This window comes from Actinacidiphila sp. bgisy144, from assembly GCF_057708105.1.
In genome coordinates this window covers 432,517-453,656 of sequence record NZ_JBYIRM010000001.1, presented here as the reverse complement: position 1 = coordinate 453,656, position 21,140 = coordinate 432,517, and the positions used below count along the sequence as shown (strand labels likewise).

Here is a 21,140-nt window from a genome sequence, read left to right as displayed (position 1 = left end):
CGGACGGCCACCCGTGGTTCACCAGGGGCGCGCACGGTGGATGGCCAGAAGCGGGACGTACGGCGCGATCACGCGGTTCAGAGCCTAGGGCGCCCGGTGCCGAGGTCCCGGGAGGAGCGCATTAGTCGTACCGGCAGGGGTCGCGGTGGGGTCGTGGCGGACCCGCGGCGCCCTTGGGTACGGGCCGGCCCACGCGGCGCCGACAGGCCCCGGGGGAGCCGCGGTTCGGGTGTCCGCCAGGTCCGATGTGCCCCGCCGGATACGGATTTCACGTATCGCTGCGGAGCGTGTAATGTCTTCCTCGCTCGCCCCAATAGCTCAGTCGGTAGAGCGTCTCCATGGTAAGGAGAAGGTCTACGGTTCGATTCCGTATTGGGGCTCTGATGGATCGGTCCCCCGTCGCCACGACGGGGGTCAGTCCGTCGAGGCGGCGTAGCTCAGTCGGTAGAGCAAGCGGCTCATAATCGCTGTGTCACCGGTTCAAGTCCGGTCGCCGCTACTCTCCGTAGCCGATTGCGGGTTCGGTCCCTCGATCGGCTACTCTTTCTGTGTTCATCACACCCGTTCGTCAAGGAGCACTCACGTGGCCGCCACCGACGTCCGCCCTAAGATCACGCTGGCCTGCGTGGAGTGCAAGGAGCGGAACTACATCACCAAGAAGAACCGGCGCAACGACCCGGACCGTCTTGAGATGAAGAAGCACTGCCCCCGCTGCAACGCGCACACCGCGCACCGCGAGACCCGCTGACGCTGTCGGCGGCCCCGCGTGCCGCCCGGCCGGGACCGTACCCGACGCAACGCCGGAGCCCCAGGGTTCCGGCGCACTGCGGCGCCGTGTCCCGCGTCGGCAGCTGACCGGACTGTGCCGGCACCGTCCGGCTGAAGCCCTACCGTGAGGCCGCTCCCGTACCCCGGGGGCGGCCTCATCGCATGTCCGAGCCGCGCGGTCCGCGCCGGCCCGCCCGCACCCGGAGGTTCACGATGGCCCTCGACCCGTCCTTCGTCGGGCGGAGCTATCCGCCCGGCAGCGCCTACGAGGTCGGCCGGGAGAAGATCCGCGAGTTCGCCGAGGCGATCGGCGACCCGAACCCGGTGTACGTCGACGCCGACGCGGCCAAGGCGCTCGGGTACCCCGACGTGATCGCGCCGCCGACCTTCCCCTTCGCGATCAGCTACAAGGCGGCCGGCCTGGTGATCCAGGACCCCGAACTGGGCCTCGACTACAGCCGGGTGGTCCACGGCGACCAGCGCTTCACCTACACCCGCCCGGTGCGGGCCGGCGACCGCCTCACGGTCACCTCCACGATCGACTCGATCAAGTCCCTCGCGGGCAACGAGGTGCTGGAGATCCGCGGGGAGATCCACGACGAGTCCGGCGAGCACGTGGTCACCGCGCTGACCAAGCTGGTGGCCCGCCCGATCGAGGCGGCCGACGCGGGTGACGCGAAGAGCCCCGCCGGTGACGCAAAGGCCGCTGCCGGCGCCGCGAGCAGCAACGACACGAGCGGGGACGGCCGATGACCGCGGCAATCGCGTACGACGACGTCGAGGTCGGCACCGAGCTGCCCGCACAGGAGTTCCCGGTCGACCGGGCCACCCTCGTGCAGTACGCCGGCGCCTCGGGCGACTTCAACCCGATCCACTGGAACGAGCGGTTCGCCCGCGAGGTCGGCCTGCCCGACGTCATCGCGCACGGCATGTTCACGATGGCGGTCGCCATCCGCGTGGTCACCGACTGGACGGTGGACCCCGCAGCCGTCGAGGAGTACGGCGTCCGCTTCACCCGGCCCGTCGTGGTGCCCGACGACGGCGTCGGCGCCACCGTGCACGTCTCCGCGAAGGTCGCCGCCAAGCTCGACGACCACCGCGTGCGGGTGGACCTCCTCGCCACCAGCCAGGGCCAGAAGGTGCTGGGCATGTCCCGCGCCGTCGTCAGGCTCGCCTGAGTCCGGGTCCGGGTCCGAGTCCGCCGCGAGTCTCCTGTTCCCCCTTTCGACGGGGCGCGGGGGCCCTCGTGCCGACCGCTCGCCGCCCCGGGCTGCCCCCGGCTGCCCGCCCGGCCCGGCGGGCAGCCAGTCGGCACCGCTGCGGCGGAGACGGTCCAGCCCTCCCGCTTGACCACGTAAGTAATTGACCACTAACTTGACGCCATGGCAAGGATGAGCGCCGAGGAGCGACGCGCCAGCGTCATCACCGTGGCCATGAGCGAGTTCGCCCAGGGCGGCTACAACGGCACGTCCACGGAGGCGATCGCCCGGCGCGTGGGCGTCTCCCAGCCGTACCTGTTCCGCCTCTTCCCCAACAAGCAGGCCATGTTCGTCGCGGCCTGCGAACGCAGCCTCGTCGAGGCCCGCGCGGTCTTCGCCCGGGCCGTCGAGGGCGTGCCCGTCGAGGAGCGCCTGGAAGCGATGGCGTCGGCCTACCAGCGGCTGCTGCGGGAGGAACCGGAGAAGCTGCTGCTCCAGATGCAGATGTACGCGGCGGTCGCGGCCGCCGAGGCCGGCGGGGACCACGAGTTCGGCGCCCCGCTCCGGGTCGCGTGGCAGGAGATGTGGGACGAGGCCCGCGCCGCACTGGGCACGGACGTCGACGAGACGACGGAGTTCTTCGCGTACGGGATGCTGATCAACACCCTGGTCTCCATGGGCTTTCCGGCGTCCCACCGGAGTTGGGAGGGCTTCCATGCGGCCGCCTGCCCCGAGTGACCCGGGGCCGACCCGGCCCGGTGGTCCGCCCCGAGCGGCCTCTTTTTTTTGGGGTCGAAACTTAGTGACTGATAACTCACCGAGGTGCCGGCCAGCACCACGAACCAGCAGGGGGTAGTACCGATGAGTACCGAACAGCGGCCACCACGGGACCGGATACCGGCGCCGGCGACGGCGTTCGAGGGGAAGCGGAAGGGACCGGGCGTGGGCTGGGCCCTGGTCATCACGAGCGTGGCGGGTTTCATGGCGGCCCTGGACAACCTGGTGGTCACGACCGCGCTGCCGTCCATCCGCGAGAGCCTGGGCGGCGCCCTGTCGGACCTGGAGTGGACGGTCAGCGCCTACACCCTCACCTTCGCGGTGCTGCTGATGTTCGGCGCGGCGCTCGGTGACCGCTTCGGCCGCCGCCGGCTCTTCCTCGTGGGCATCAGCGTCTTCACCGCCGCGTCGGCCGCGGCCGCGCTCTCCTCCGGCATCGGCGAGCTGATCGCCGCGCGGGCCCTGCAGGGCGTCGGCGGCGCGATCATGATGCCGCTCACCCTGACCCTGCTGACCGCGGCGGTGCCCAAGGAGAAGCGGGGCATGGCGTACGGGATCTGGGGCGCGGCCAACGGCCTCGCGGTCGCCTGCGGCCCACTGATCGGCGGCAGCCTCACCCAGCACATCTCGTGGCACTGGATCTTCTGGCTCAACGTGCCGATCGGCCTGGCGCTGCTGCCGTTGGCCCGGCTGAAGCTGCGCGAGTCCTCCGCGCCCGACGCCCGGCTGGACTTCCGCGGCACCGCCCTGATCAGCCTCGGCCTGTTCGGCGTCGTCTACGCCCTGGTCAGTGCGACCGACCACGGCTGGAGCAGCGTCCGGGTGCTGTCCGGACTGATCGGCGGCGGCGTTCTGGTGGCGGCGTTCGTCCGGCACGGCTTCACCGCCGCGCGCCCCATGGTGCCGATGCGGATGTTCGCCAACCGGGGCTTCGCGGCGACCAACGCGACCAGCATGCTGATGTTCGTCGGCATGTTCGGCTCGGTCTTCCTGCTCAGCCAGTACCTGCAGACCGTGGCCGGCTACAGCCCCACCGAGGCGGGGCTGCGGATGCTGCCCTGGACCGGTATGCCGATGATCGTGTCGCCGGTCGCCGGCTACCTGTCCGACCGTATCGGCGGCCGGCTCGTGGTCGCCGCCGGGCTGGGCTGCCAGGCCGTCGGGCTCGGCTGGTACGCGGCGCTGATCTCCACCGACCTGTCCTACACCGCGCAGCTGCCCGCGCTGATCATCAGCGGGGTCGGCATGGCGCTGTTCTTCGCCCCGGCCACCAACTTGCTGATGGGCTCGGTGCCGGAGTCGCAGCAGGGCATCGCCTCGGGCACGAACAACGCGTTGCGCGAGGTCGGCGGGGCGCTGGGCATCGCGCTGCTCGGCACCATCTTCTCCTCGCACGGCGGATACCAGTCCCCGGCCGCCTTCGTGGACGGCCTCACCCCGGCGCTGTGGGTGGGCGCGTCGGTCCTGGTGGTCGGGATGGTCGCGGCGCTGTGCAACCCGACGCGGCGCGCCCAGGCCGCGCGGCAGGAGGCGGTGGCGGGGCAGCCGCGGGCGGCCGACGGCGCGCTGGAGACCAGTGCGCGGTAGCGCCCGGGACGGTGGTCCGCCGGGCCGGCGCGTTCCCCGGCCCCCTCGCGGGCGCGGGGAACGTAGGCTTTCCGCGTGGATGTGACCGAGAACGCCGAACTTGCGCCGCTGACCACCTTCCGGCTGGGAGGCCCGGCCCGGCGGCTGGTGACCGCCCGCACCGACGCGGACGTGGTCGCCGCGGTGCGCGCGGCGGACACGCGCGGCGAGCCGGTGCTGCTGGTCGGCGGCGGCAGCAACCTGGTGATCGCCGACGAGGGCTTCGACGGCACCGCCGTCCGCATCGCCACCGGCGGGGTCGCGCTGCACGGCAGGACACTGGAGCTGGCGGCCGGCGAGGTCTGGTCCGACGCGGTGGCCCGCACCGTCGAGGCGGGGCTGGCCGGGGTCGAGTGCCTGGCCGGCATCCCCGGCTCGGCCGGCGCCACCCCGATCCAGAACGTCGGGGCGTACGGCCAGGAGGTGTCCGCCACGGTCAGCGAGGTGGTCGCCTACGACCGCGGTCGCGACGAGGTCGTCACCCTGCCGAACGCCGAGTGCGGCTTCGCCTACCGCCACAGCCGGTTCAAGGCCGAACCCGACCGGCACGTGGTGCTGCGGGTGCGGTTCGAGCTGGAGGACGCGGGCGGGCTGTCGGCGCCCCTGAAGTACCCCGAGACGGCCCGGGCACTCGGTGTCGAGGCCGGCGACCGGGTGCCGCTCGCCGAGGCCCGTACGGCGGTGCTCGCGCTGCGCGCCGGCAAGGGCATGGTGCTGGACGCCGCGGACCACGACACCTGGTCCGCCGGGTCGTTCTTCACCAACCCGGTGCTCAGCGCCGCCGAGCACGCGCGGTTCCTGGTCCGGGTGAAGGAGCACCTCGGCCCGGAGGTCATCCCGCCCGCCTACCCGGCCGACACCGACCACGTGAAGACCTCCGCGGCCTGGCTGATCGACAAGGCCGGCTTCCCCAAGGGCTACGGTTCCGGGCCCGCCCGCATCTCCACGAAGCACACCCTCGCCCTGACCAACCGCGGCACCGCCACCACCGCCGACCTCCTCGCCCTCGCCCGCGAGGTCCGCGACGGCGTCCACGCCGCCTTCGGCGTCACCCTCGTCAACGAACCGGTCTTCGTGGGCACGGCCCTGTAGCTAGGGCGCCGCCCAGGCGGTGATGTCGGCGAGGAGGCGGTCGCGGACCTCCTTGGGGGCGCGGGAGGCGCGGACGGACTGCCGGGCCAGCTCCGCCAGTTCGAGGTCGGAGAACCCGTGGGCGTCCCGCGCGATCTCGTACTGGGCGGCCAGCCGCGCGCCGAACAGCAGCGGGTCGTCGGCGCCGAGCGCCATCGGCACCCCGGCGTCCCACAGCGTCCGCAGCGGCACGTCCTCGGGTTTGTCGTAGACGCCGAGCGCGACGTTCGACGCCGGGCAGACCTCGCAGGTGACCTCGGAGTCCGCCAGGCGCCGCAGCAGGTAGGGGTCCTCGGCAGCGCGCACCCCGTGCCCGACCCGCTGGGCGTGCAGGTCGTCCAGGCAGTCGCGGACGCTCGACGGCCCGGCCAGCTCCCCGCCGTGCGGGGCCGCGAGCAGCCCGCCCTCGCGGGCGATCGCGAACGCCCGGTCGAAGTCCCGCGCCAGCCCGCGCCGTTCGTCGTTGGACAGCCCGAAGCCGATCACCCCCTGGTCGGCGTACCGGACCGCGAGCCGGGCCAGGGTACGGGCGTCCAGCGGGTGCTTCATCCGGTTCGCGGCCACGATCACGGCCATGCCCACGCCGGTGTCGCGCGAGGCGCTGCGCACCGCGTCGAGGATGATCTCCAGCGTGGGAATCAGCCCGCCCAGCCGGGGCGCGTACGAGGTCGGGTCGACCTGGATCTCCAGCCAGCCGGAGCCGTCGGCGGCGTCCTCCTCGGCGGCCTCCCGGACCAGCCGCTGGATGTCCTCGGGGGTGCGCAGGCACGAGCGGGCGATGTCGTAGAGCCGCTGGAAGCGGAACCAGCCGCGCTCGTCGGTGGCACGCAGTTTCGGGGGCTCACCCGAGGTCAGCGCCTCGGGCAGCCGCACCCCGTGCCTGTCGGCCAGTTCCAGCAGAGTCGCGGGCCGCATGGACCCGGTGAAGTGCAGATGCAGATGTGCTTTGGGCAGCTCGCGGATCTCGCGCGCCGTCGTCCCTACCTCGCGTGCCATCTATAGATCCTGCTACAGGTCGGCCCCCGCCCGGTACCACTTTCACCGAACGGGGGCTTGCCCGAAAGGGCGATCGGCCGTACAAGGCGGCCGGAGCGTCCTAGGCGGTGGCCTCCGCGAGCAGCTTCTGGAGCCGCGAGACGCCCTCGACCAGGTCCTCGTCGCCCAGCGCGTAGCTCAGCCGCAGGTAGCCGGGTGTGCCGAACGCCTCACCGGGCACCACCGCGACCTCGGCCTCGTCGAGGATGAGCGCGGCCAGCTCGACCGAGGTCTGCGGGCGCTGGCCGCGGATCTCCCTGCCCAGCAGCGCCTTCACCGACGGGTAGACGTAGAACGCGCCCTCGGGGACCGGGCAGACCACGCCGTCGATCTCGTTGAGCATGCGGACGATCGTCTGCCGGCGGCGGTCGAAGGCGGCGCGCATCTCCGCGACCGCGGACAGGTCGCCGCTGACCGCGGCGAGCGCGGCCGCCTGCGCCACGTTGTTGACGTTGGAGGTGGCGTGCGACTGGAGGTTGGTGGCCGCCTTGACGATGTCCTTGGGGCCGATGATCCACCCGACCCGCCAGCCGGTCATCGCGTAGGTCTTCGCGACGCCGTTGACCACCAGGCACTTGTCGCGCAGCTCGGGCACGACCGCGGGCAGCGAGGTGAAGGCCGCGTCGCCGTAGACCAGGTGCTCGTAGATCTCGTCGGTGAGCACCCACAGGCCGTGCTCGACCGCCCAGCGGCCGATCGCCTCGGTCTCGGCCGGGCCGTAGACCGCGCCGGTCGGGTTGGACGGGGAGACGAAGAGCACCACCTTGGTGCGCTCGGTGCGGGCCGCCTCCAGCTGCTCGACCGACACCCGGTAGCCGGTGGTCTCGTCGGCGACGACCTCGACCGGCACGCCGCCGGCGAGCCGGATCGACTCCGGGTAGGTGGTCCAGTACGGCGCGGGCACGATGACCTCGTCGCCCGGGTCGAGGACCGCGGCGAACGCCTCGTAGATCGCCTGCTTCCCGCCGTTGGTGACCAGGACCTGCGAGGCGTCCACCTCGTAGCCGGAGTCGCGGAGCGTCTTGGCGGCGATGGCGGCCTTCAGCTCGGGCAGGCCGCCGGCCGGCGTGTAGCGGTGGAACTTCGGGTTCCGGCAGGCTTCCACGGCCGCGTCGACGATGTAGTCGGGGGTGGGGAAGTCGGGCTCGCCGGCACCGAAGCCGATCACCGGGCGCCCGGCCGCCTTGAGGGCCTTGGCCTTGGCGTCCACGGCCAGCGTCGCGGACTCGGAGATCGCCCCGATACGGGCCGATACCCGCCGGTCGGTAGCAGACTGTGCGGAGGGAGTGGCTGCGCTCATGGGTGCATCGTCCCATTCCCCGGGCGGCCCCGGCACCCGAGTTCACCGGGCCGGTTTTGATCTTTCGCGTGCAAGGCGTTCGACGGGGCGGCCCGGACCACGTACACTCATCGGTCGTGGCCCTCCTGTCGTACCGTTGCGGTACGTTGGGGGTGTCTACGTAGGGTCGTAGCTCAATTGGCAGAGCACTGGTCTCCAAAACCAGGGGTTGTGGGTTCGAGTCCCTCCGACCCTGCTCCACACGTCCGACGGTGGGCGTGGGCGCAGGTAGCAGACAGAAGCACTCGCCGTACCGCGCGACGGGCGCGGCATGGCCACGACCCGGAGTCAGGTGAGGACGAGTGACTGAGATCACGGACTCCGTTGAGGTCCCTGCTGAGGACGACAAGGAGACCGGCAAGAAGCCCCGCCGCGGTGGTAAGCGCGGCAAGAAGGGCCCGCTCGGTCGTCTCGCGCTCTTCTACCGTCAGATCGTCGCCGAACTGCGCAAGGTCGTCTGGCCGAGCCGCAATGACCTGTCGACGTACACCACTGTGGTGATTGTGTTCGTTGTCGTCGTCATCGCGTTCGTCAGCGTGGTTGACTACGGTTTCGAGAAGCTTGTCTCGTACGTCTTCGGATGAGCCTTCGCTCGAACCCGCGGCCCGCGCCGGTGTGCTCGGCGGCGAGCCGTATGTCCCACCCTTTGAGAAGTCAGGAAGAGCAGTCACGTGTCTGACCCCAACGCGCACGATGCCGACGTCACCGACGAGTCCGCGGCGGACGAGGAGTCCGCGCTCGACATCGTCGACGCTGCTGACGGCGACATCGACGAGGCCGAGGCTGCGGACCTGGCCGAGGGGGAGCCGGCGGAGCAGGAAGCCGTGCACACCGAGGACGCCGACGGCGCCGACAGCGCCGACGACGTAGCGGACACCGACGAGGCCGCGGACGAGGAAGCCGCTGACGACGAGGCGGCGGACGAGACCGCGGGCGACGAGGACGCCGACGAGGCCGATGAGGCCGAGGCCCCGGCCGCCGAGCCGGTCGACGCGGTCGCCGCGTTCCGCGAGGAGCTGCGCACCCTGCCCGGCGAGTGGTACGTCATCCACACCTACGCCGGCTACGAGAACCGCGTGAAGTCCAACCTGGAGCAGCGCGCCGTCTCGCTCAACGTCGAGGAGTACATCTACCAGGCCGAAGTGCCCCAGGAAGAAGTAGTCCAGATCAAGAACGGCGACCGGAAGACCATCCGGCAGAACAAGCTCCCGGGCTATGTGCTGGTCCGCATGGACCTCACCAACGAGTCCTGGGGCGTCGTCCGCAACACCCCGGGTGTCACCGGCTTCGTCGGCAACGCCTACGACCCCTACCCGCTGACGCTGGACGAGATCGTCAAGATGCTCGCCCCCGAGGTGGAGGCCGCGGCCGAGGCCGCCGCGATCGCCGAGGGCACGGCCCAGCCGCGCAAGGTCGAGGTCCAGGTGCTCGACTTCGAGGTCGGCGACTCGGTCACCGTCACCGACGGCCCCTTCGCCACCCTCCAGGCGACGATCAACGAGATCAACCCGGACTCCAAGAAGGTCAAGGGCCTGGTGGAGATCTTCGGCCGCGAGACCCCGGTCGAGCTGAGCTTCGACCAGATCCAGAAGAACTAGGTTCCACGGGGACGCGGTTCCCCGGCTTCCCAAGAAGCCCCCGGTCGGCGGTTCTCCCGTCGGCCGGGGGCTCTTGCGTGTGCTGGGGGTGCGGGTCAGGACGCGTCGGTCGTCAGGACCGGCAGGTAGCCCTTGGAGTGGCCGGTGGCGGTGGGGTGGTAGGACTCCCAGGTCGGGCTGATGACCAGGGAGTGCAGGTAGTCGTCGCCGGAGCACAGCTCGTGGCCGCTGAACGTGGTGCGCACGTCGCCGAAGGTGAAGCCGTGCGCGGAGGCGCGGGCCGAGATGACCGAGTCGATCAGGTCGGCGGCCTCGTTGAGCTTGTTGTGCTTGGTCGAACTGAGGCCGAGGCAGAGCGTGTTGAGCTTGTACAGGTGCGGGTAGTCCAGCACGACGACCTTCGCTGAGGGCGCCTTGGAGTGGACCGCGTTGTACACCGCGTCCAGCCGGGCCGGAAGGGTGTTCGTGATGTACGACTCGGCGGTGTTGACCCGGCTGACGCAGGTGTCGTCGGAGCCGGTGACGCAGGTGGTGATCACGTCGGAGAAGCCCGCGTCGTCGCCGCCGACGGTGAGGCTCACCAGGCCGGTGGACGAGTTCAGCGCGCTGAGCTGGTTGTTGATCACGTCCGTGGTCACCGCGCCGGAGCACGCGGCGAACGTGAACGAGGAGGGGCTGTGCGCGCTGGCCCACAGGGCCGGGTACGCGCTGTTGCTGCGGTGGCAGTCACCGCTGGAACTGATGTAGTTGCCGGCCCCGTTGCCGGCTGCGTACGAGTCGCCCAGCGCGACGTACGCCGGCCCGGCGGCTTGTGCCGGAGCCGCCAGCAACATCGCTGTCACCAGGGCGAACCCCGTGGCGGCAAGAGCGGTAAGGGACTTTGTGAGTCTCACGAAACCTCCAAGGGCGGGATCGCTGCGTCACCTTGGTACCGCGCGGTAGCTTCCCTTGGGAAGTGTCCATGCCAAGAATTCTCCACGCGTAGACCTGAGTGTCAGTCAGTGGTACCCAGGAATCAGGTGTGTTGGACAGCGACACGTGAGACACCCCGGGGCGCACTGGTGTGCCGAGGGGTTGTGCGGGGGTGAACGGCCGCCCGGCCACGGCGTGGAGCCGTCGTTCAGCCGCAACGGGTGAGTTCCAGGACGAGTTGGGAGGCCAGGAACCAGGGCGCCGCCTCCCGGTCGCCGTACGGCATGTACGTGTCCGCGGAGTTGACCAGGCCGCGGGTGGGGGAGGGCGTGACGAACCCGCCGAACACGCCCCAGACGCGGGGCTTGCGGGAGTGCACGAAGAGCGGTGCCGCGAGGTGCGGGCAGTGCCGTACGGCAACCTTGGCGCAGGGGTGGCAGACCGGCGGCTTCGTGGTCAACGTCCCCTCCAGATCCTCCGTTTCGCCTCCACCCGGCATCAGGAAGAGCCAGCCCTTGGCGCTGCGGTCGGCCGGCTTCCCGCACACCTGGCACAACTTGCAGAGTGCGGCGACGCGTTGGCGGTGGGAGCTCATGGCCCGGTAGTCGGGCCGCCCGACCCCCACCGCCTCGCCCATCCGGGCCCACAGCACCCCGTGCCCGTCCCGGTCCGCCGCCACCTCGTCCTCGACGGTTCCTTCGCGGAGTGCGGACTGTCCGTTAAACGCTCGGGGCTCCCGCGTCGAGCTCGTAGACTCGGTACACGGCGAGGCAGACTCATGGCGGCACCGACCGGACCCACTGTTCGGCGCATGCAACTCGGCTCGGAGCTCCGCAGGTTGCGCGAGAAGGCGGGGTTCACCCTCGCGGAGGCGGTCAGTGAGCTGGACCTCTCCATCACCAAGCTCTACCGGGTGGAGAACGGCCTGACGGCCCTCAAGTCCACCACCGAGCTACGGGTTCTCCTGGAGCGGTACGGAGTCGAGAGCCAGGAGGACATCGACTTCCTCGCGGAGATCCACCGGGACTCCCTCAACCGCGGTTGGTGGTCGCAGTACCGCAGCGTGATGCCGTCCGGCATGGCGATGTACGTCGGTCTGGAGACGGGCGCCCGCGCGATCCGTGCGTGGCAGCCGAACGTCGTGTTCTCGCTTCTCCAGACCGAGCGCTACGTCCGCGAGATGCTCCGGGTCGCGAAGCCCGTTGAGGAGCACACCACGGAGTTCGTCGAGCGCAACATCCAGCTGCGTATGGAGCGGAAGGAACGCCTCACGGGCAGGGAAGGTCCGCTGGAACTGTGGTGCATCCTCGATGAGGCTGCGCTCCGGCGGACGATCGGCGGCCCGGATGTCATGCGGGAGCAGTACGAAGAGATCATCCGGTTGACGAAGCTCGATAATGTGACCGTCCAGATCCTGCCGCTGGATATCGCTACGTACCGCTCCAGCACGAACTTCACCTTGCCGGAGCTGGAGGCGCCGAAGCTCACGGTCGTCCAGTCCGACATGCCCGACAGCTCCAATGTCAGCGACAAGGACACCACCATCTGGGCGTTCAACCGCAAGTTCGACGCCCTCAGCGCGGGCGCACTCGCCCCCGGCGAGACGCCGACGTCGCCGATCTGACCCCCACCGGGCAGGTGGCCGTGCGGGACTCGAAGGACAAGGCCGGCCCGGCGCTGGTGTTCCCGGCGGACTCGTTCGCCCAATTCGTGGTGGCTGTGCGCGGGGGCCGTTTCGACGGGTGAGCCGGCCGTGTGCTGTCAGAGGGCGCGGTAGACATCGCGTCGGTTGCCGACCTTGACGACCAGGATGAGGAGTTCACCGTCCTCGACCCGGTAGGCGACGCGGTAGGCGCCGACGCGGAGCCGATAGAGGTCGGACGGGCCTATGAGCTTCTTGACGTCCGCGTCTTCGCGGTAAGGATCGTCACCGAGCGCGGTGAGCGCGGTGAGGATGCGCATCGCGGCGGGCCGATCGATGGCACGGAGCTGGCGTTGCGCCGCGGGGAGGAAACGGAATGCGTACTTCACGCCGCGCCGTCAGCCCGTTCGGCGAACAGGTCGGCCAGCAACTCGGCCATGGTCACCGTGGGGCCTCCCTCGGCGAGGGCCGCTTCCGCCTCCCGGGCCAGCAGCAGGTCGGCGGCCTCCTCCAGGGCGTTGAGGTCCGCGATCGGTACCAGGGCCGCCACGGGCTCGCCGTTCCGGGTGATGACGGTCGGCGTGCCCTCTTCGGCGTGGTGGATGCGATCCGCGAGATGCGCGCGCGCTTCCCGTACGGTCACGGTGTTCTCGGTCATGGCACCAGTGTACGCAGATATGTGTACACAGTCACCTCCGAGGATGAACGGTGGCCGCCTGATCCATGGCGAACCTCTCGCGGGCGGCTGCCGTGACCGGGGTGAAGAGGTTGACGAGAGTGCCGTCGGGGTCGCGGAGCAGCAGGGAGCGGTTGCCCCAGGGCATCGTGGTGGGCTCGTTGACGAAGTCCGAACCGGCGAGGTCGCGGTAGGCGGCGTCCACGTCGGGCACGAGGAACTCGATGATCGCGCTGTGGTTGGCGGCGGGCCGGGCGGAGCCGGGTGCGAAGAGGGGGACCGTGCGGGTGCTGCCGATCGCCAGGGTCGCCCCCGGGGTGCGGAGCTCCGCGAAGTCCTCGGTGGCCCAGTCGGCCCGTACGCCGGTCACGCGCTCGTAGAAGCCGACGAGGCGGGCCACGTCGTCGGTGATGATGCGGGTCGAGGCGAACTCCATGGGGTGCTCCGTACGTCGTCGGGTGCTGTTCTCTCCACCGCACGTTAGGACGGATACCGGGCAGAACCCGCCCGGTATCCGAGGCAGAATCGCAGGTATGTCCCGCCCCACCGCCCGCGTGCTCACCCTGCTGGAACTCCTCCAGTCCGGCGGCACCCGCACCGTCGCCGAACTCGCCGACCGGCTCGGCGTGGACGAGCGCACGGTGCGGCGGTACGCCGACCACCTCCTCGACCTCGACGTGCCGGTCGAGTCGGTCCGCGGCCGCTACGGCGGCTACCGGCTCGCCCCCGGCTACCGCCTGCCCCCGCTGATGCTCAGCGACGACGAGGCCCTCGCCGTGCTCCTCGGCCTGGTCGCGGGCCGGCGCCTCGGCCTGGCCACGGAAGCGGCCACCGCCGGCGAGACCGCGGCGGCCAAGATCCGCCGGGTGCTGCCCGCGCGGCTGCGCGCCCGGCTCGACACCGTGCTGGACACCCTCGCCCTCACCGCCCCGGGCGGCGCGGAACCCGCCGCGCCGGACAGCGCCGTGCTGCTCACGCTCGCCGACGCGGTGCGCCACCACCGCCCGGTCGCCTTCCGCCACACCGCCGCCGGCGGCCGCGCCACCGTACGGACGCTGCACCCGTACGGCCTGGTCGTCCACTCCGGCCGCTGGTACGTCACGGGCGCGCTGGTGCCCGGCGGCGAGGACCGTACGTTCCGGCTCGACCGCGTCGCGGAGGCGCGCACCCTGCCGGGCTCGTTCTCCCCGCCCGCCGGCGTCGACCCGGCCGAGCGCGTGCTGACCGGGTTCGCCACCGCGCGTTACCGGTACGAGGTGGTGCTGCGGATCGCCGGTAGCGTGGAGGAGGTCCGCACCCGCCTGCCGGCGTCCGTCGCGGTCGTGACGAACCCCCCGGCCGCCCGGGACGGAGAGCCCACCGACCCGGACGACCCCGCCGGCTGGCTCCGGGTGGAACTGCACGTGGAGCGCCTGGACTGGCTGCCCGGCGTCCTGGCCGCGCTCGACCTGCCGTTCGCCGTCGAGCGCCCCGCCGAGCTCCGCGACCTGGTCGCCGCCCTCGCCGGCCGCCTGCACCGGTCGGCGCTGCGCGACCCGTGGTGACCTCGCGATTTCAGGGCGCGGCCCCGTACCCGTTATCGTGGTGCGGTATGCCTGCTCGCAGGCATGAACACTCTCAACAAGACCCGGAGAGAGCAATGCCTCCCAAGAAGAAGAAGGTCACGGGGCTGATCAAGCTCCAGATCAACGCCGGTGCGGCCAACCCGGCGCCGCCGGTCGGCCCCGCGCTGGGCCAGCACGGCGTGAACATCATGGAGTTCTGCAAGGCCTACAACGCGGCCACCGAGTCGCAGCGCGGCATGGTGATCCCGGTGGAGATCACGGTCTACGAGGACCGTACCTTCACGTTCATCACCAAGACCCCGCCGGCCGCGAAGCTCATCCTGAAGGCCGCGGGCGTGGACAAGGGCTCCGGCGAGCCCCACGTCAAGAAGGTCGCCTCGCTCAGCCGTGAGCAGGTGCGGGAGATCGCCACCACGAAGCTCCCCGACCTGAACGCGAACGACCTGGACGCCGCGGAGAAGATCATCGCGGGTACCGCCCGTTCCATGGGCATCACGGTCCAGGGCTGAACCGCCGACCTGGCCACACCCGGCAGTGAGTGGAAGGGCCTGCTCGGCTCGGACCACGACTCCAAGACAACGTAGGAGCAGCAAGTGAGCAAGCGCAGCAAGTCTCTCCGCGCTGCGGACGCCAAGATCGACCGGGAGCGCGTGTACGCGCCCCTGGAGGCCGTCCGTCTCGCGAAGGAGACCGCGACCACCAAGTTCGACTCGACCGTCGAGGTCGCCTTCCGCCTGGGTGTCGACCCGCGCAAGGCCGACCAGATGGTCCGCGGCACCGTGAACCTTCCGCACGGCACCGGCAAGACCGCCCGGGTCCTGGTCTTCGCGACCGGTGACCGTGCTGCGGCCGCGGAAGCCGCGGGAGCCGACATCGTCGGCTCCGACGAACTGATCGACGAGGTGTCGAAGGGCCGGCTCGACTTCGACGCCGTCGTCGCCACCCCGGACCTGATGGGCAAGGTCGGCCGGCTGGGCCGCGTGCTCGGCCCGCGCGGTCTGATGCCGAACCCGAAGACCGGCACGGTCACCCCGGACGTGGCGAAGGCGGTCACGGACATCAAGGGCGGCAAGATCGAGTTCCGCGTCGACAAGCACTCGAACCTGCACTTCATCATCGGCAAGGTCTCCTTCGACGAGACCAAGCTGGTGGAGAACTACGCGGCGGCGCTGGACGAGGTCCTGCGGCTCAAGCCGTCCGCGGCCAAGGGCCGTTACATCAAGAAGGCCGCCGTCTCCACCACGATGGGCCCGGGCATCCCGCTCGACTCCAACCGCACCCGCAACCTCCTCACCGAGGAGGACCCCGCCGCCCTCTGACGGCGGTGCGGCCGGCAGTACGACGGCACGACAGCACCACGGCGCCCCGCTCCCCCCGGCACCCCCGGGCGGTCGCGGGGCGCCCGCTTTTCCCGTGCCGGGGCCCGGGAAAACCTTCCTTTCGGGAAGGATTTGCCCTCCGGGCCTCGGGTCCCGTACTCTCAACGCGAAGCCAAAGACCGCAGGTTGTCGCCGTGCCCGGGAACGGGTGGGGCGGCCGAAGGATTCCGCTCGGTGCGGACGGCCCGCGTAGGTGATCGGATGAAGATCTCCGGGAGTGCTGACGCCCTCTCGTCGAGTTCCGCCCCGTGCGCCTGCGCCCGGGGCGTTTGTGTTGCTCGCGCCAGTCACGTCCCCTTCGTCAACCGGGCGGTCCGCAATCACCCGGAAGGAGGCCGAGACTCATGGCGAGGCCCGACAAGTCTGCCGCGGTTGCCGAGTTGACGGACAAGTTCCGCAGCTCGAACGCCGCAGTGCTGACCGAGTACCGCGGTCTCACCGTGGCGCAGCTCAAGACGCTGCGCCGTTCGCTCGGTGAGAACGCCACGTACGCCGTGGTGAAGAACACGCTGACCAAGATCGCGGCCAACGAGGCCGGGATCAACACGCTCGACGACCTGTTCGCGGGTCCGTCGGCCGTCGCCTTCGTGACCGGTGACCCGGTCGAGGCGGCGAAGGGTCTGCGCGACTTCGCCAAGGACAACCCCGCTCTCGTCATCAAGGGCGGTGTCCTTGACGGCAAGGCGCTGTCCGCCGACGAGATCAAGAAGCTTGCGGACCTCGAGTCCCGCGAGGTTCTGCTCGCCAAGCTGGCGGGTGCCATGAAGGCCAAGCAGTCCCAGGCTGCCGCGCTCTTCCAGGCGCTCCCGTCGAAGTTCGTCCGCACCGCGGAGGCGCTTCGGGCCAAGAAGGCCGAGGCCGAGGCAGAGCAGGGCGGTGCCGAGTAACTCGGCTCGCACATTGACCGCCGCCTGACCCGGCGGGGCGCCCGGTACCCGTACCGGTCGCCCGCGGAGCGGGAGCGGTCGCCGCGGGCCCGACGTACGCCCGCCGACATGTACACCACGGCACCAGCCGAATGAATGGAAGGACGCCAATCATGGCGAAGCTGACCCAGGACGAACTGCTCGCCCAGTTCGAGAGCCTGACCCTCATCGAGCTCTCCGAGTTCGTGAAGGCGTTCGAGGAGAAGTTCGACGTCACCGCCGCCGCTCCGGTCGCGGTCGCCGCCGCCGGCGGTGCCGCGGGCACCCCGGCCGAGGCCGTCGAGGAGAAGGATGAGTTCGACGTCATCCTCACCGGCGCCGGTGACAAGAAGATCCAGGTCATCAAGGTCGTGCGTGAGCTGACCTCGCTGGGCCTGAAGGAGGCCAAGGACCTCGTGGACGGCGCCCCGAAGCCCGTCCTGGAGAAGGCCACCAAGGAAGCCGCGGACAAGGCGAAGGAGTCCCTCGAGGGCGCCGGCGCTTCGGTCGAGGTCAAGTAACACCTCGCTCCGCAGCTGCTCCACCCGCCGTAGGGCGGCCACCCGAACGGGTGGCCGCCCTCGGTCGTTTTCGATCTCCGCGAGGCTTGGGCCTTGACGGATGGCACGCGGCGCGCAATTCTCAGGACGCGCCGCCACCCGCGGTCGCCCGGTCCGGTGCCCGCCGGCCCCACACTTCGTCAGGGGCCGGATGCATGGATCGCCGGCGAAGCGGGAATGGATGCGTTGGTGGTCGGGTGGACCCGCTTGCGGTGGTCCGCGCGGCAGGCAGGACATGATGGATGACGGACGCGGGACCCGGGCTCCGAGGGCCGGGCGGACGCGGCCGTGAGACGGGCGGAGGGGGCGACGATTCGGTACTCCGAATCTCAGCCTGGACATCAGTGGGCCAAGTGGCTACACTGACCCTTTGCGCTGCCTGTTAGCTGCTGCCTGGCCCGTCACCAGGGGTATGCCCGTGTCCGAGCACTCGTGAGGAAGCCTGTCATCAGGGCTTTTCTCTTCAGCTCGGGTTCGGTCCGGTACGCGCGTAGTGAGTCCGAGCCCTCGGAAGGACCCCCTCTTGGCCGCCTCGCGCAACGCCTCGACCACCCATTCGAACAACGGCGCAAGCACCGCCCCGCTGCGCATCTCTTTCGCGAAGATCCGTGAACCGCTCGAAGTTCCGAACCTCCTCGCGCTCCAGACCGAGAGCTTTGACTGGCTGCTCGGCAACGCGGCATGGAAGGCCCGGGTCGAGGCGGCCCTGGACAGTGGGCAGGACGTCCCCAGGAAGTCCGGTCTGGAGGAGATCTTCGAGGAGATCTCCCCGATCGAGGACTTCTCCGGGTCGATGTCCCTCACGTTCCGTGACCACCGCTTCGAGCCGCCGAAGAACTCGCTCGACGAGTGCAAGGAGCGCGACTTCACCTACGGCGCCCCGCTCTTCGTCACCGCCGAGTTCACCAACAACGAGACCGGCGAGATCAAGTCCCAGACCGTCTTCATGGGCGACTTCCCCCTGATGACGAGCAAGGGCACCTTCTGCATCAACGGCACCGAGCGTGTCGTCGTCTCGCAGCTGGTCCGCTCGCCGGGTGTGTACTTCGACAGCTCCATCGACAAGACGTCCGACAAGGACATCTTCTCCGCCAAGATCATCCCGTCCCGGGGTGCCTGGCTGGAGATGGAGATCGACAAGCGCGACATGGTCGGGGTGCGCATCGACCGCAAGCGCAAGCAGTCGGTGACCGTGCTGCTCAAGGCGCTCGGCTGGACCACCGAGCAGATCCTCGAGGAGTTCGGCGAGTACGAGTCGATGCGCGCCACCCTGGAGAAGGACCACACCCAGGGCCAGGACGACGCGCTGCTGGACATCTACCGCAAGCTGCGCCCGGGCGAGCCGCCGACGAAGGAGGCCGCCCAGACCCTGCTGGAGAACCTCTACTTCAACCCGAAGCGCTACGACCTGGCCAAGGTCGGCCGCTACAAGGTGAACAAGAAGCTCGGCAGCGACGCGCCGCTGGACGCCGGCGTGCTCACCACCGAGGACATCCTCGCCACCATCAAGTACCTGGTGAAGCTGCACGCGGGCGAGACCGAGACCGTGGGCGACTCCGGCCGGTCGATCATCGTCGAGACCGACGACATCGACCACTTCGGCAACCGCCGCATCCGCAACGTCGGCGAGCTGATCCAGAACCAGGTCCGTACCGGCCTGGCCCGTATGGAGCGCGTGGTCCGGGAGCGGATGACCACCCAGGACGTCGAGGCGATCACGCCGCAGACCCTGATCAACATCCGGCCGGTCGTCGCCTCCATCAAGGAGTTCTTCGGCACCAGCCAGCTCTCCCAGTTCATGGACCAGACGAACCCGCTGTCGGGCCTGACGCACAAGCGCCGGCTCAACGCGCTCGGCCCCGGCGGCCTGTCCCGTGAGCGGGCCGGCTTCGAGGTCCGCGACGTGCACCCGTCGCACTACGGCCGGATGTGCCCGATCGAGACCCCCGAAGGCCCGAACATCGGCCTGATCGGCTCGCTCGCCTCCTACGGCCGGGTCAACGCGTTCGGCTTCATCGAGACGCCGTACCGCAAGGTCACCGACGGCCAGGTCACCGACCACGTCGACTACCTGACCGCCGACGAGGAGGACCGCTTCGTCATCGCGCAGGCCAACGCGCCGCTCACCGACGAGCTGCGGTTCGCCGAGTCCCGCGTGCTGGTCCGCCGCCGTGGCGGCGAGATCGACTACATCCCCGGCGACGACGTCGACTACATGGACGTCTCGCCGCGCCAGATGGTGTCGGTCGCGACCGCGATGATCCCGTTCCTGGAGCACGACGACGCCAACCGCGCCCTGATGGGCGCGAACATGATGCGCCAGGCCGTGCCGCTGATCAAGGCCGAGGCGCCGCTGGTCGGCACCGGCATGGAGTACCGCTGCGCGGTCGACGCCGGCGACGTGATCAAGGCCGAGAAGGACGGCGTGGTCCAGGAGGTCTCCGCCGACTACGTCACGGTCACCAACGACGACGGCACCTACACCACCTACCGGGTCGCCAAGTTCTCCCGCTCCAACCAGGGCACCTCCTTCAACCAGAAGGTCGTCGTGGACGAGGGCGCCCGCGTGGTGGCCGGCCAGGTGCTCGCCGACGGACCGTCCACGGACGAGGGCGAGATGGCCCTCGGCAAGAACCTGCTGGTCGCGTTCATGCCGTGGGAAGGCCACAACTACGAGGACGCGATCATCCTGTCGCAGCGCCTCGTGCAGGACGACGTCCTGTCCTCGATCCACATCGAGGAGCACGAGGTCGACGCCCGCGACACCAAGCTGGGCCCGGAGGAGATCACCCGGGACATCCCGAACGTCTCCGAGGAGGTCCTCGCCGACCTCGACGAGCGCGGCATCATCCGGATCGGCGCCGACGTGGTCGCCGGCGACATCCTGGTCGGCAAGGTCACCCCCAAGGGCGAGACCGAGCTGACCCCGGAGGAGCGGCTGCTGCGCGCGATCTTCGGCGAGAAGGCCCGCGAGGTCCGCGACACCTCCCTGAAGGTGCCGCACGGCGAGGTCGGCAAGGTCATCGGCGTGCGCGTCTTCGACCGCGAGGAGGGCGACGAGCTGCCGCCCGGCGTCAACCAGCTGGTGCGGGTCTACGTCGCCCAGAAGCGCAAGATCACCGACGGCGACAAGCTCGCCGGCCGGCACGGCAACAAGGGCGTCATCTCCAAGATCCTGCCGGTCGAGGACATGCCGTTCACCGAGGACGGCACCCCGGTCGACATCATCCTCAACCCGCTCGGCGTCCCGTCCCGGATGAACCCCGGCCAGGTACTGGAGATCCACCTCGGCTGGCTCGCCAAGCAGGGCTGGGACGTCTCCGGCATCGCCGAGGAGTGGGCCCAGCGGCTGGACGGCATCGGCGCCGGCCGGGTCGAGCCGGGCACCAACGTGGCCACGCCGGTCTTCGACGGCGCCCGCGAGGACGAGATCGTCGGTCTCTTCGAGGCCACGATCCCCAACCGCGACGGCGACCGGATGGTGCGGCCCTCCGGCAAGGCGCGGCTGTTCGACGGCCGCTCCGGCGAGCCGTTCCCGGAGCCGATCTCCATCGGCTACATGTACATCCTCAAGCTGCACCACCTGGTGGACGACAAGCTGCACGCCCGCTCCACCGGCCCGTACTCGATGATCACCCAGCAGCCGCTGGGTGGTAAGGCGCAGTTCGGCGGGCAGCGGTTCGGCGAGATGGAGGTGTGGGCGCTGGAGGCGTACGGCGCCGCCTACGCGCTCCAGGAGCTGCTGACCATCAAGTCCGACGACGTGCTCGGCCGCGTGAAGGTCTACGAGGCCATCGTCAAGGGCGAGAACATCCCCGAGCCCGGCATCCCCGAGTCCTTCAAGGTGCTCATCAAGGAGATGCAGTCGCTCTGCCTCAACGTGGAGGTGCTGTCCAAGGACGGCATGTCCATCGAGATGCGGGACACCGACGAGGACGTGTTCCGTGCGGCGGAGGAGCTCGGCATCGACCTGTCCCGGCGCGAGCCGAGCAGCGTCGAAGAGGTCTGACGGGCCGGCCCGTCCGGTC

General features: G+C 70.2%; 23 protein-coding genes and 3 tRNA genes. 19 read left to right on the top strand and 7 right to left on the bottom strand.

Going from position 1 to position 21,140, the window contains the following annotated elements:
• Positions 1 to 307: 307 nt before the first annotated feature.
• The 8 genes from AC3EVP_RS02175 to AC3EVP_RS02140 all read left to right on the top strand — a co-directional run bounded on the left by AC3EVP_RS02175 (position 308) and on the right by AC3EVP_RS02140 (position 5,462).
• Positions 308 to 380, top strand: a tRNA-Thr gene (locus AC3EVP_RS02175).
• Positions 381 to 426: 46 nt separating this feature from the next.
• Positions 427 to 499, top strand: a tRNA-Met gene (locus AC3EVP_RS02170).
• Between the two features lie 84 nt (positions 500 to 583).
• Positions 584 to 748, top strand: a complete 165-nt coding sequence (gene rpmG, locus AC3EVP_RS02165) for a 50S ribosomal protein L33 (protein ID WP_004571794.1) — start codon at positions 584 to 586, stop codon at positions 746 to 748.
• Positions 749 to 981: 233 nt separating this feature from the next.
• Positions 982 to 1,521 carry a MaoC family dehydratase N-terminal domain-containing protein gene (locus AC3EVP_RS02160; protein ID WP_435125221.1) on the top strand — a complete coding sequence of 180 codons (540 nt, stop codon included), beginning with the start codon at positions 982 to 984 and terminating at the stop codon, positions 1,519 to 1,521.
• On the top strand, positions 1,518 to 1,946 hold the full coding sequence (locus AC3EVP_RS02155; protein WP_335978316.1) for a MaoC family dehydratase: 429 nt from the start codon (positions 1,518 to 1,520) through the stop codon (positions 1,944 to 1,946). Before AC3EVP_RS02160 ends, AC3EVP_RS02155 begins: the two co-directional genes overlap by 4 nt.
• A gap of 213 nt (positions 1,947 to 2,159) precedes the next feature.
• The gene (locus AC3EVP_RS02150; protein WP_435125588.1) at positions 2,160 to 2,705 is read left to right on the top strand and encodes a TetR/AcrR family transcriptional regulator; all 546 of its coding nucleotides are present in this window, start codon (positions 2,160 to 2,162) and stop codon (positions 2,703 to 2,705) included.
• A 243-nt stretch (positions 2,706 to 2,948) separates the two neighbouring features.
• Complete coding sequence (locus tag AC3EVP_RS02145; RefSeq protein WP_435125585.1) at positions 2,949 to 4,331, top strand: DHA2 family efflux MFS transporter permease subunit; 1,383 nt, start codon at positions 2,949 to 2,951, stop codon at positions 4,329 to 4,331.
• 75 nt (positions 4,332 to 4,406) lie between these two features.
• Entirely contained in the window at positions 4,407 to 5,462 is a 1,056-nt protein-coding gene (locus AC3EVP_RS02140) for a UDP-N-acetylmuramate dehydrogenase (RefSeq protein ID WP_435125217.1), read from the top strand.
• Here the strand turns inward: AC3EVP_RS02140 and AC3EVP_RS02135 are convergent, their stop codons facing one another.
• Both AC3EVP_RS02135 and AC3EVP_RS02130 read right to left on the bottom strand, forming a co-directional pair.
• Positions 5,463 to 6,497 (bottom strand): adenosine deaminase, encoded by a 1,035-nt coding sequence (locus AC3EVP_RS02135; protein ID WP_335978310.1) that lies wholly within the window; start codon positions 6,495 to 6,497, stop codon positions 5,463 to 5,465.
• A gap of 100 nt (positions 6,498 to 6,597) precedes the next feature.
• Positions 6,598 to 7,836, bottom strand: a complete 1,239-nt coding sequence (locus AC3EVP_RS02130) for a pyridoxal phosphate-dependent aminotransferase (protein ID WP_435125214.1) — start codon at positions 7,834 to 7,836, stop codon at positions 6,598 to 6,600.
• A 162-nt stretch (positions 7,837 to 7,998) separates the two neighbouring features.
• On the opposite strand from AC3EVP_RS02130, the gene AC3EVP_RS02125 reads away from it, so the two are divergent.
• The 3 genes from AC3EVP_RS02125 (at position 7,999) to nusG (ending at position 9,473) form a co-directional block, all read left to right on the top strand.
• A tRNA-Trp gene (locus AC3EVP_RS02125) sits at positions 7,999 to 8,071 on the top strand.
• Positions 8,072 to 8,177: 106 nt separating this feature from the next.
• Positions 8,178 to 8,459, top strand: a complete 282-nt coding sequence (gene secE / locus AC3EVP_RS02120; RefSeq protein ID WP_335978306.1) for a preprotein translocase subunit SecE — start codon at positions 8,178 to 8,180, stop codon at positions 8,457 to 8,459.
• 87 nt (positions 8,460 to 8,546) lie between these two features.
• The gene (gene nusG, locus AC3EVP_RS02115) at positions 8,547 to 9,473 is read left to right on the top strand and encodes a transcription termination/antitermination protein NusG (protein ID WP_435125210.1); all 927 of its coding nucleotides are present in this window, start codon (positions 8,547 to 8,549) and stop codon (positions 9,471 to 9,473) included.
• A gap of 95 nt (positions 9,474 to 9,568) precedes the next feature.
• On the opposite strand, the gene AC3EVP_RS02110 is transcribed toward nusG, so the two are convergent.
• Together AC3EVP_RS02110 and AC3EVP_RS02105 are read right to left on the bottom strand one after the other, a co-directional pair.
• Complete coding sequence (locus AC3EVP_RS02110) at positions 9,569 to 10,306, bottom strand: SGNH/GDSL hydrolase family protein (protein ID WP_335978531.1); 738 nt, start codon at positions 10,304 to 10,306, stop codon at positions 9,569 to 9,571.
• 287 nt (positions 10,307 to 10,593) lie between these two features.
• Positions 10,594 to 11,064, bottom strand: coding sequence for a hypothetical protein (locus AC3EVP_RS02105; RefSeq protein WP_435125208.1), 471 nt, complete (start codon positions 11,062 to 11,064; stop codon positions 10,594 to 10,596).
• Positions 11,065 to 11,196: 132 nt separating this feature from the next.
• On the opposite strand from AC3EVP_RS02105, the gene AC3EVP_RS02100 reads away from it, so the two are divergent.
• A complete protein-coding gene (locus AC3EVP_RS02100) occupies positions 11,197 to 12,009 on the top strand; it encodes a helix-turn-helix domain-containing protein (protein WP_435125205.1) in 813 nt (270 codons plus the stop codon).
• Between the two features lie 14 nt (positions 12,010 to 12,023).
• Positions 12,024 to 12,131, top strand: coding sequence for a DUF397 domain-containing protein (locus AC3EVP_RS02095; RefSeq protein WP_435125202.1), 108 nt, complete (start codon positions 12,024 to 12,026; stop codon positions 12,129 to 12,131).
• A 15-nt stretch (positions 12,132 to 12,146) separates the two neighbouring features.
• On the opposite strand, the gene AC3EVP_RS02090 is transcribed toward AC3EVP_RS02095, so the two are convergent.
• Genes AC3EVP_RS02090 through AC3EVP_RS02080 form a run of 3 tightly spaced genes read right to left on the bottom strand, consistent with a single transcriptional unit; the run spans position 12,147 to position 13,139 of the window.
• Positions 12,147 to 12,416 (bottom strand): type II toxin-antitoxin system RelE family toxin, encoded by a 270-nt coding sequence (locus tag AC3EVP_RS02090; RefSeq protein WP_335978298.1) that lies wholly within the window; start codon positions 12,414 to 12,416, stop codon positions 12,147 to 12,149.
• On the bottom strand, positions 12,413 to 12,685 hold the full coding sequence (locus AC3EVP_RS02085; RefSeq protein ID WP_435125199.1) for a type II toxin-antitoxin system Phd/YefM family antitoxin: 273 nt from the start codon (positions 12,683 to 12,685) through the stop codon (positions 12,413 to 12,415). The genes AC3EVP_RS02090 and AC3EVP_RS02085 overlap by 4 nt, the downstream gene beginning before the upstream one ends.
• Positions 12,686 to 12,716: 31 nt before the next feature.
• On the bottom strand, positions 12,717 to 13,139 hold the full coding sequence (locus AC3EVP_RS02080; RefSeq protein ID WP_435125197.1) for a VOC family protein: 423 nt from the start codon (positions 13,137 to 13,139) through the stop codon (positions 12,717 to 12,719).
• Positions 13,140 to 13,236: 97 nt separating this feature from the next.
• On the opposite strand from AC3EVP_RS02080, the gene AC3EVP_RS02075 reads away from it, so the two are divergent.
• The 6 genes from AC3EVP_RS02075 to rpoB all read left to right on the top strand — a co-directional run bounded on the left by AC3EVP_RS02075 (position 13,237) and on the right by rpoB (position 21,121).
• A complete protein-coding gene (locus AC3EVP_RS02075) occupies positions 13,237 to 14,247 on the top strand; it encodes a helix-turn-helix transcriptional regulator (RefSeq protein ID WP_435125194.1) in 1,011 nt (336 codons plus the stop codon).
• 95 nt (positions 14,248 to 14,342) lie between these two features.
• Complete coding sequence (gene rplK, locus AC3EVP_RS02070; protein WP_202235499.1) at positions 14,343 to 14,777, top strand: 50S ribosomal protein L11; 435 nt, start codon at positions 14,343 to 14,345, stop codon at positions 14,775 to 14,777.
• A gap of 84 nt (positions 14,778 to 14,861) precedes the next feature.
• Complete coding sequence (rplA, locus tag AC3EVP_RS02065) at positions 14,862 to 15,587, top strand: 50S ribosomal protein L1 (RefSeq protein WP_335978291.1); 726 nt, start codon at positions 14,862 to 14,864, stop codon at positions 15,585 to 15,587.
• A gap of 404 nt (positions 15,588 to 15,991) precedes the next feature.
• Positions 15,992 to 16,534, top strand: coding sequence for a 50S ribosomal protein L10 (gene rplJ / locus AC3EVP_RS02060; RefSeq protein ID WP_335978287.1), 543 nt, complete (start codon positions 15,992 to 15,994; stop codon positions 16,532 to 16,534).
• A gap of 152 nt (positions 16,535 to 16,686) precedes the next feature.
• Positions 16,687 to 17,073, top strand: coding sequence for a 50S ribosomal protein L7/L12 (gene rplL, locus AC3EVP_RS02055; protein ID WP_435125190.1), 387 nt, complete (start codon positions 16,687 to 16,689; stop codon positions 17,071 to 17,073).
• 562 nt (positions 17,074 to 17,635) lie between these two features.
• A complete protein-coding gene (gene rpoB / locus AC3EVP_RS02050) occupies positions 17,636 to 21,121 on the top strand; it encodes a DNA-directed RNA polymerase subunit beta (RefSeq protein ID WP_335978284.1) in 3,486 nt (1,161 codons plus the stop codon).
• Positions 21,122 to 21,140: the final 19 nt, after the last annotated feature.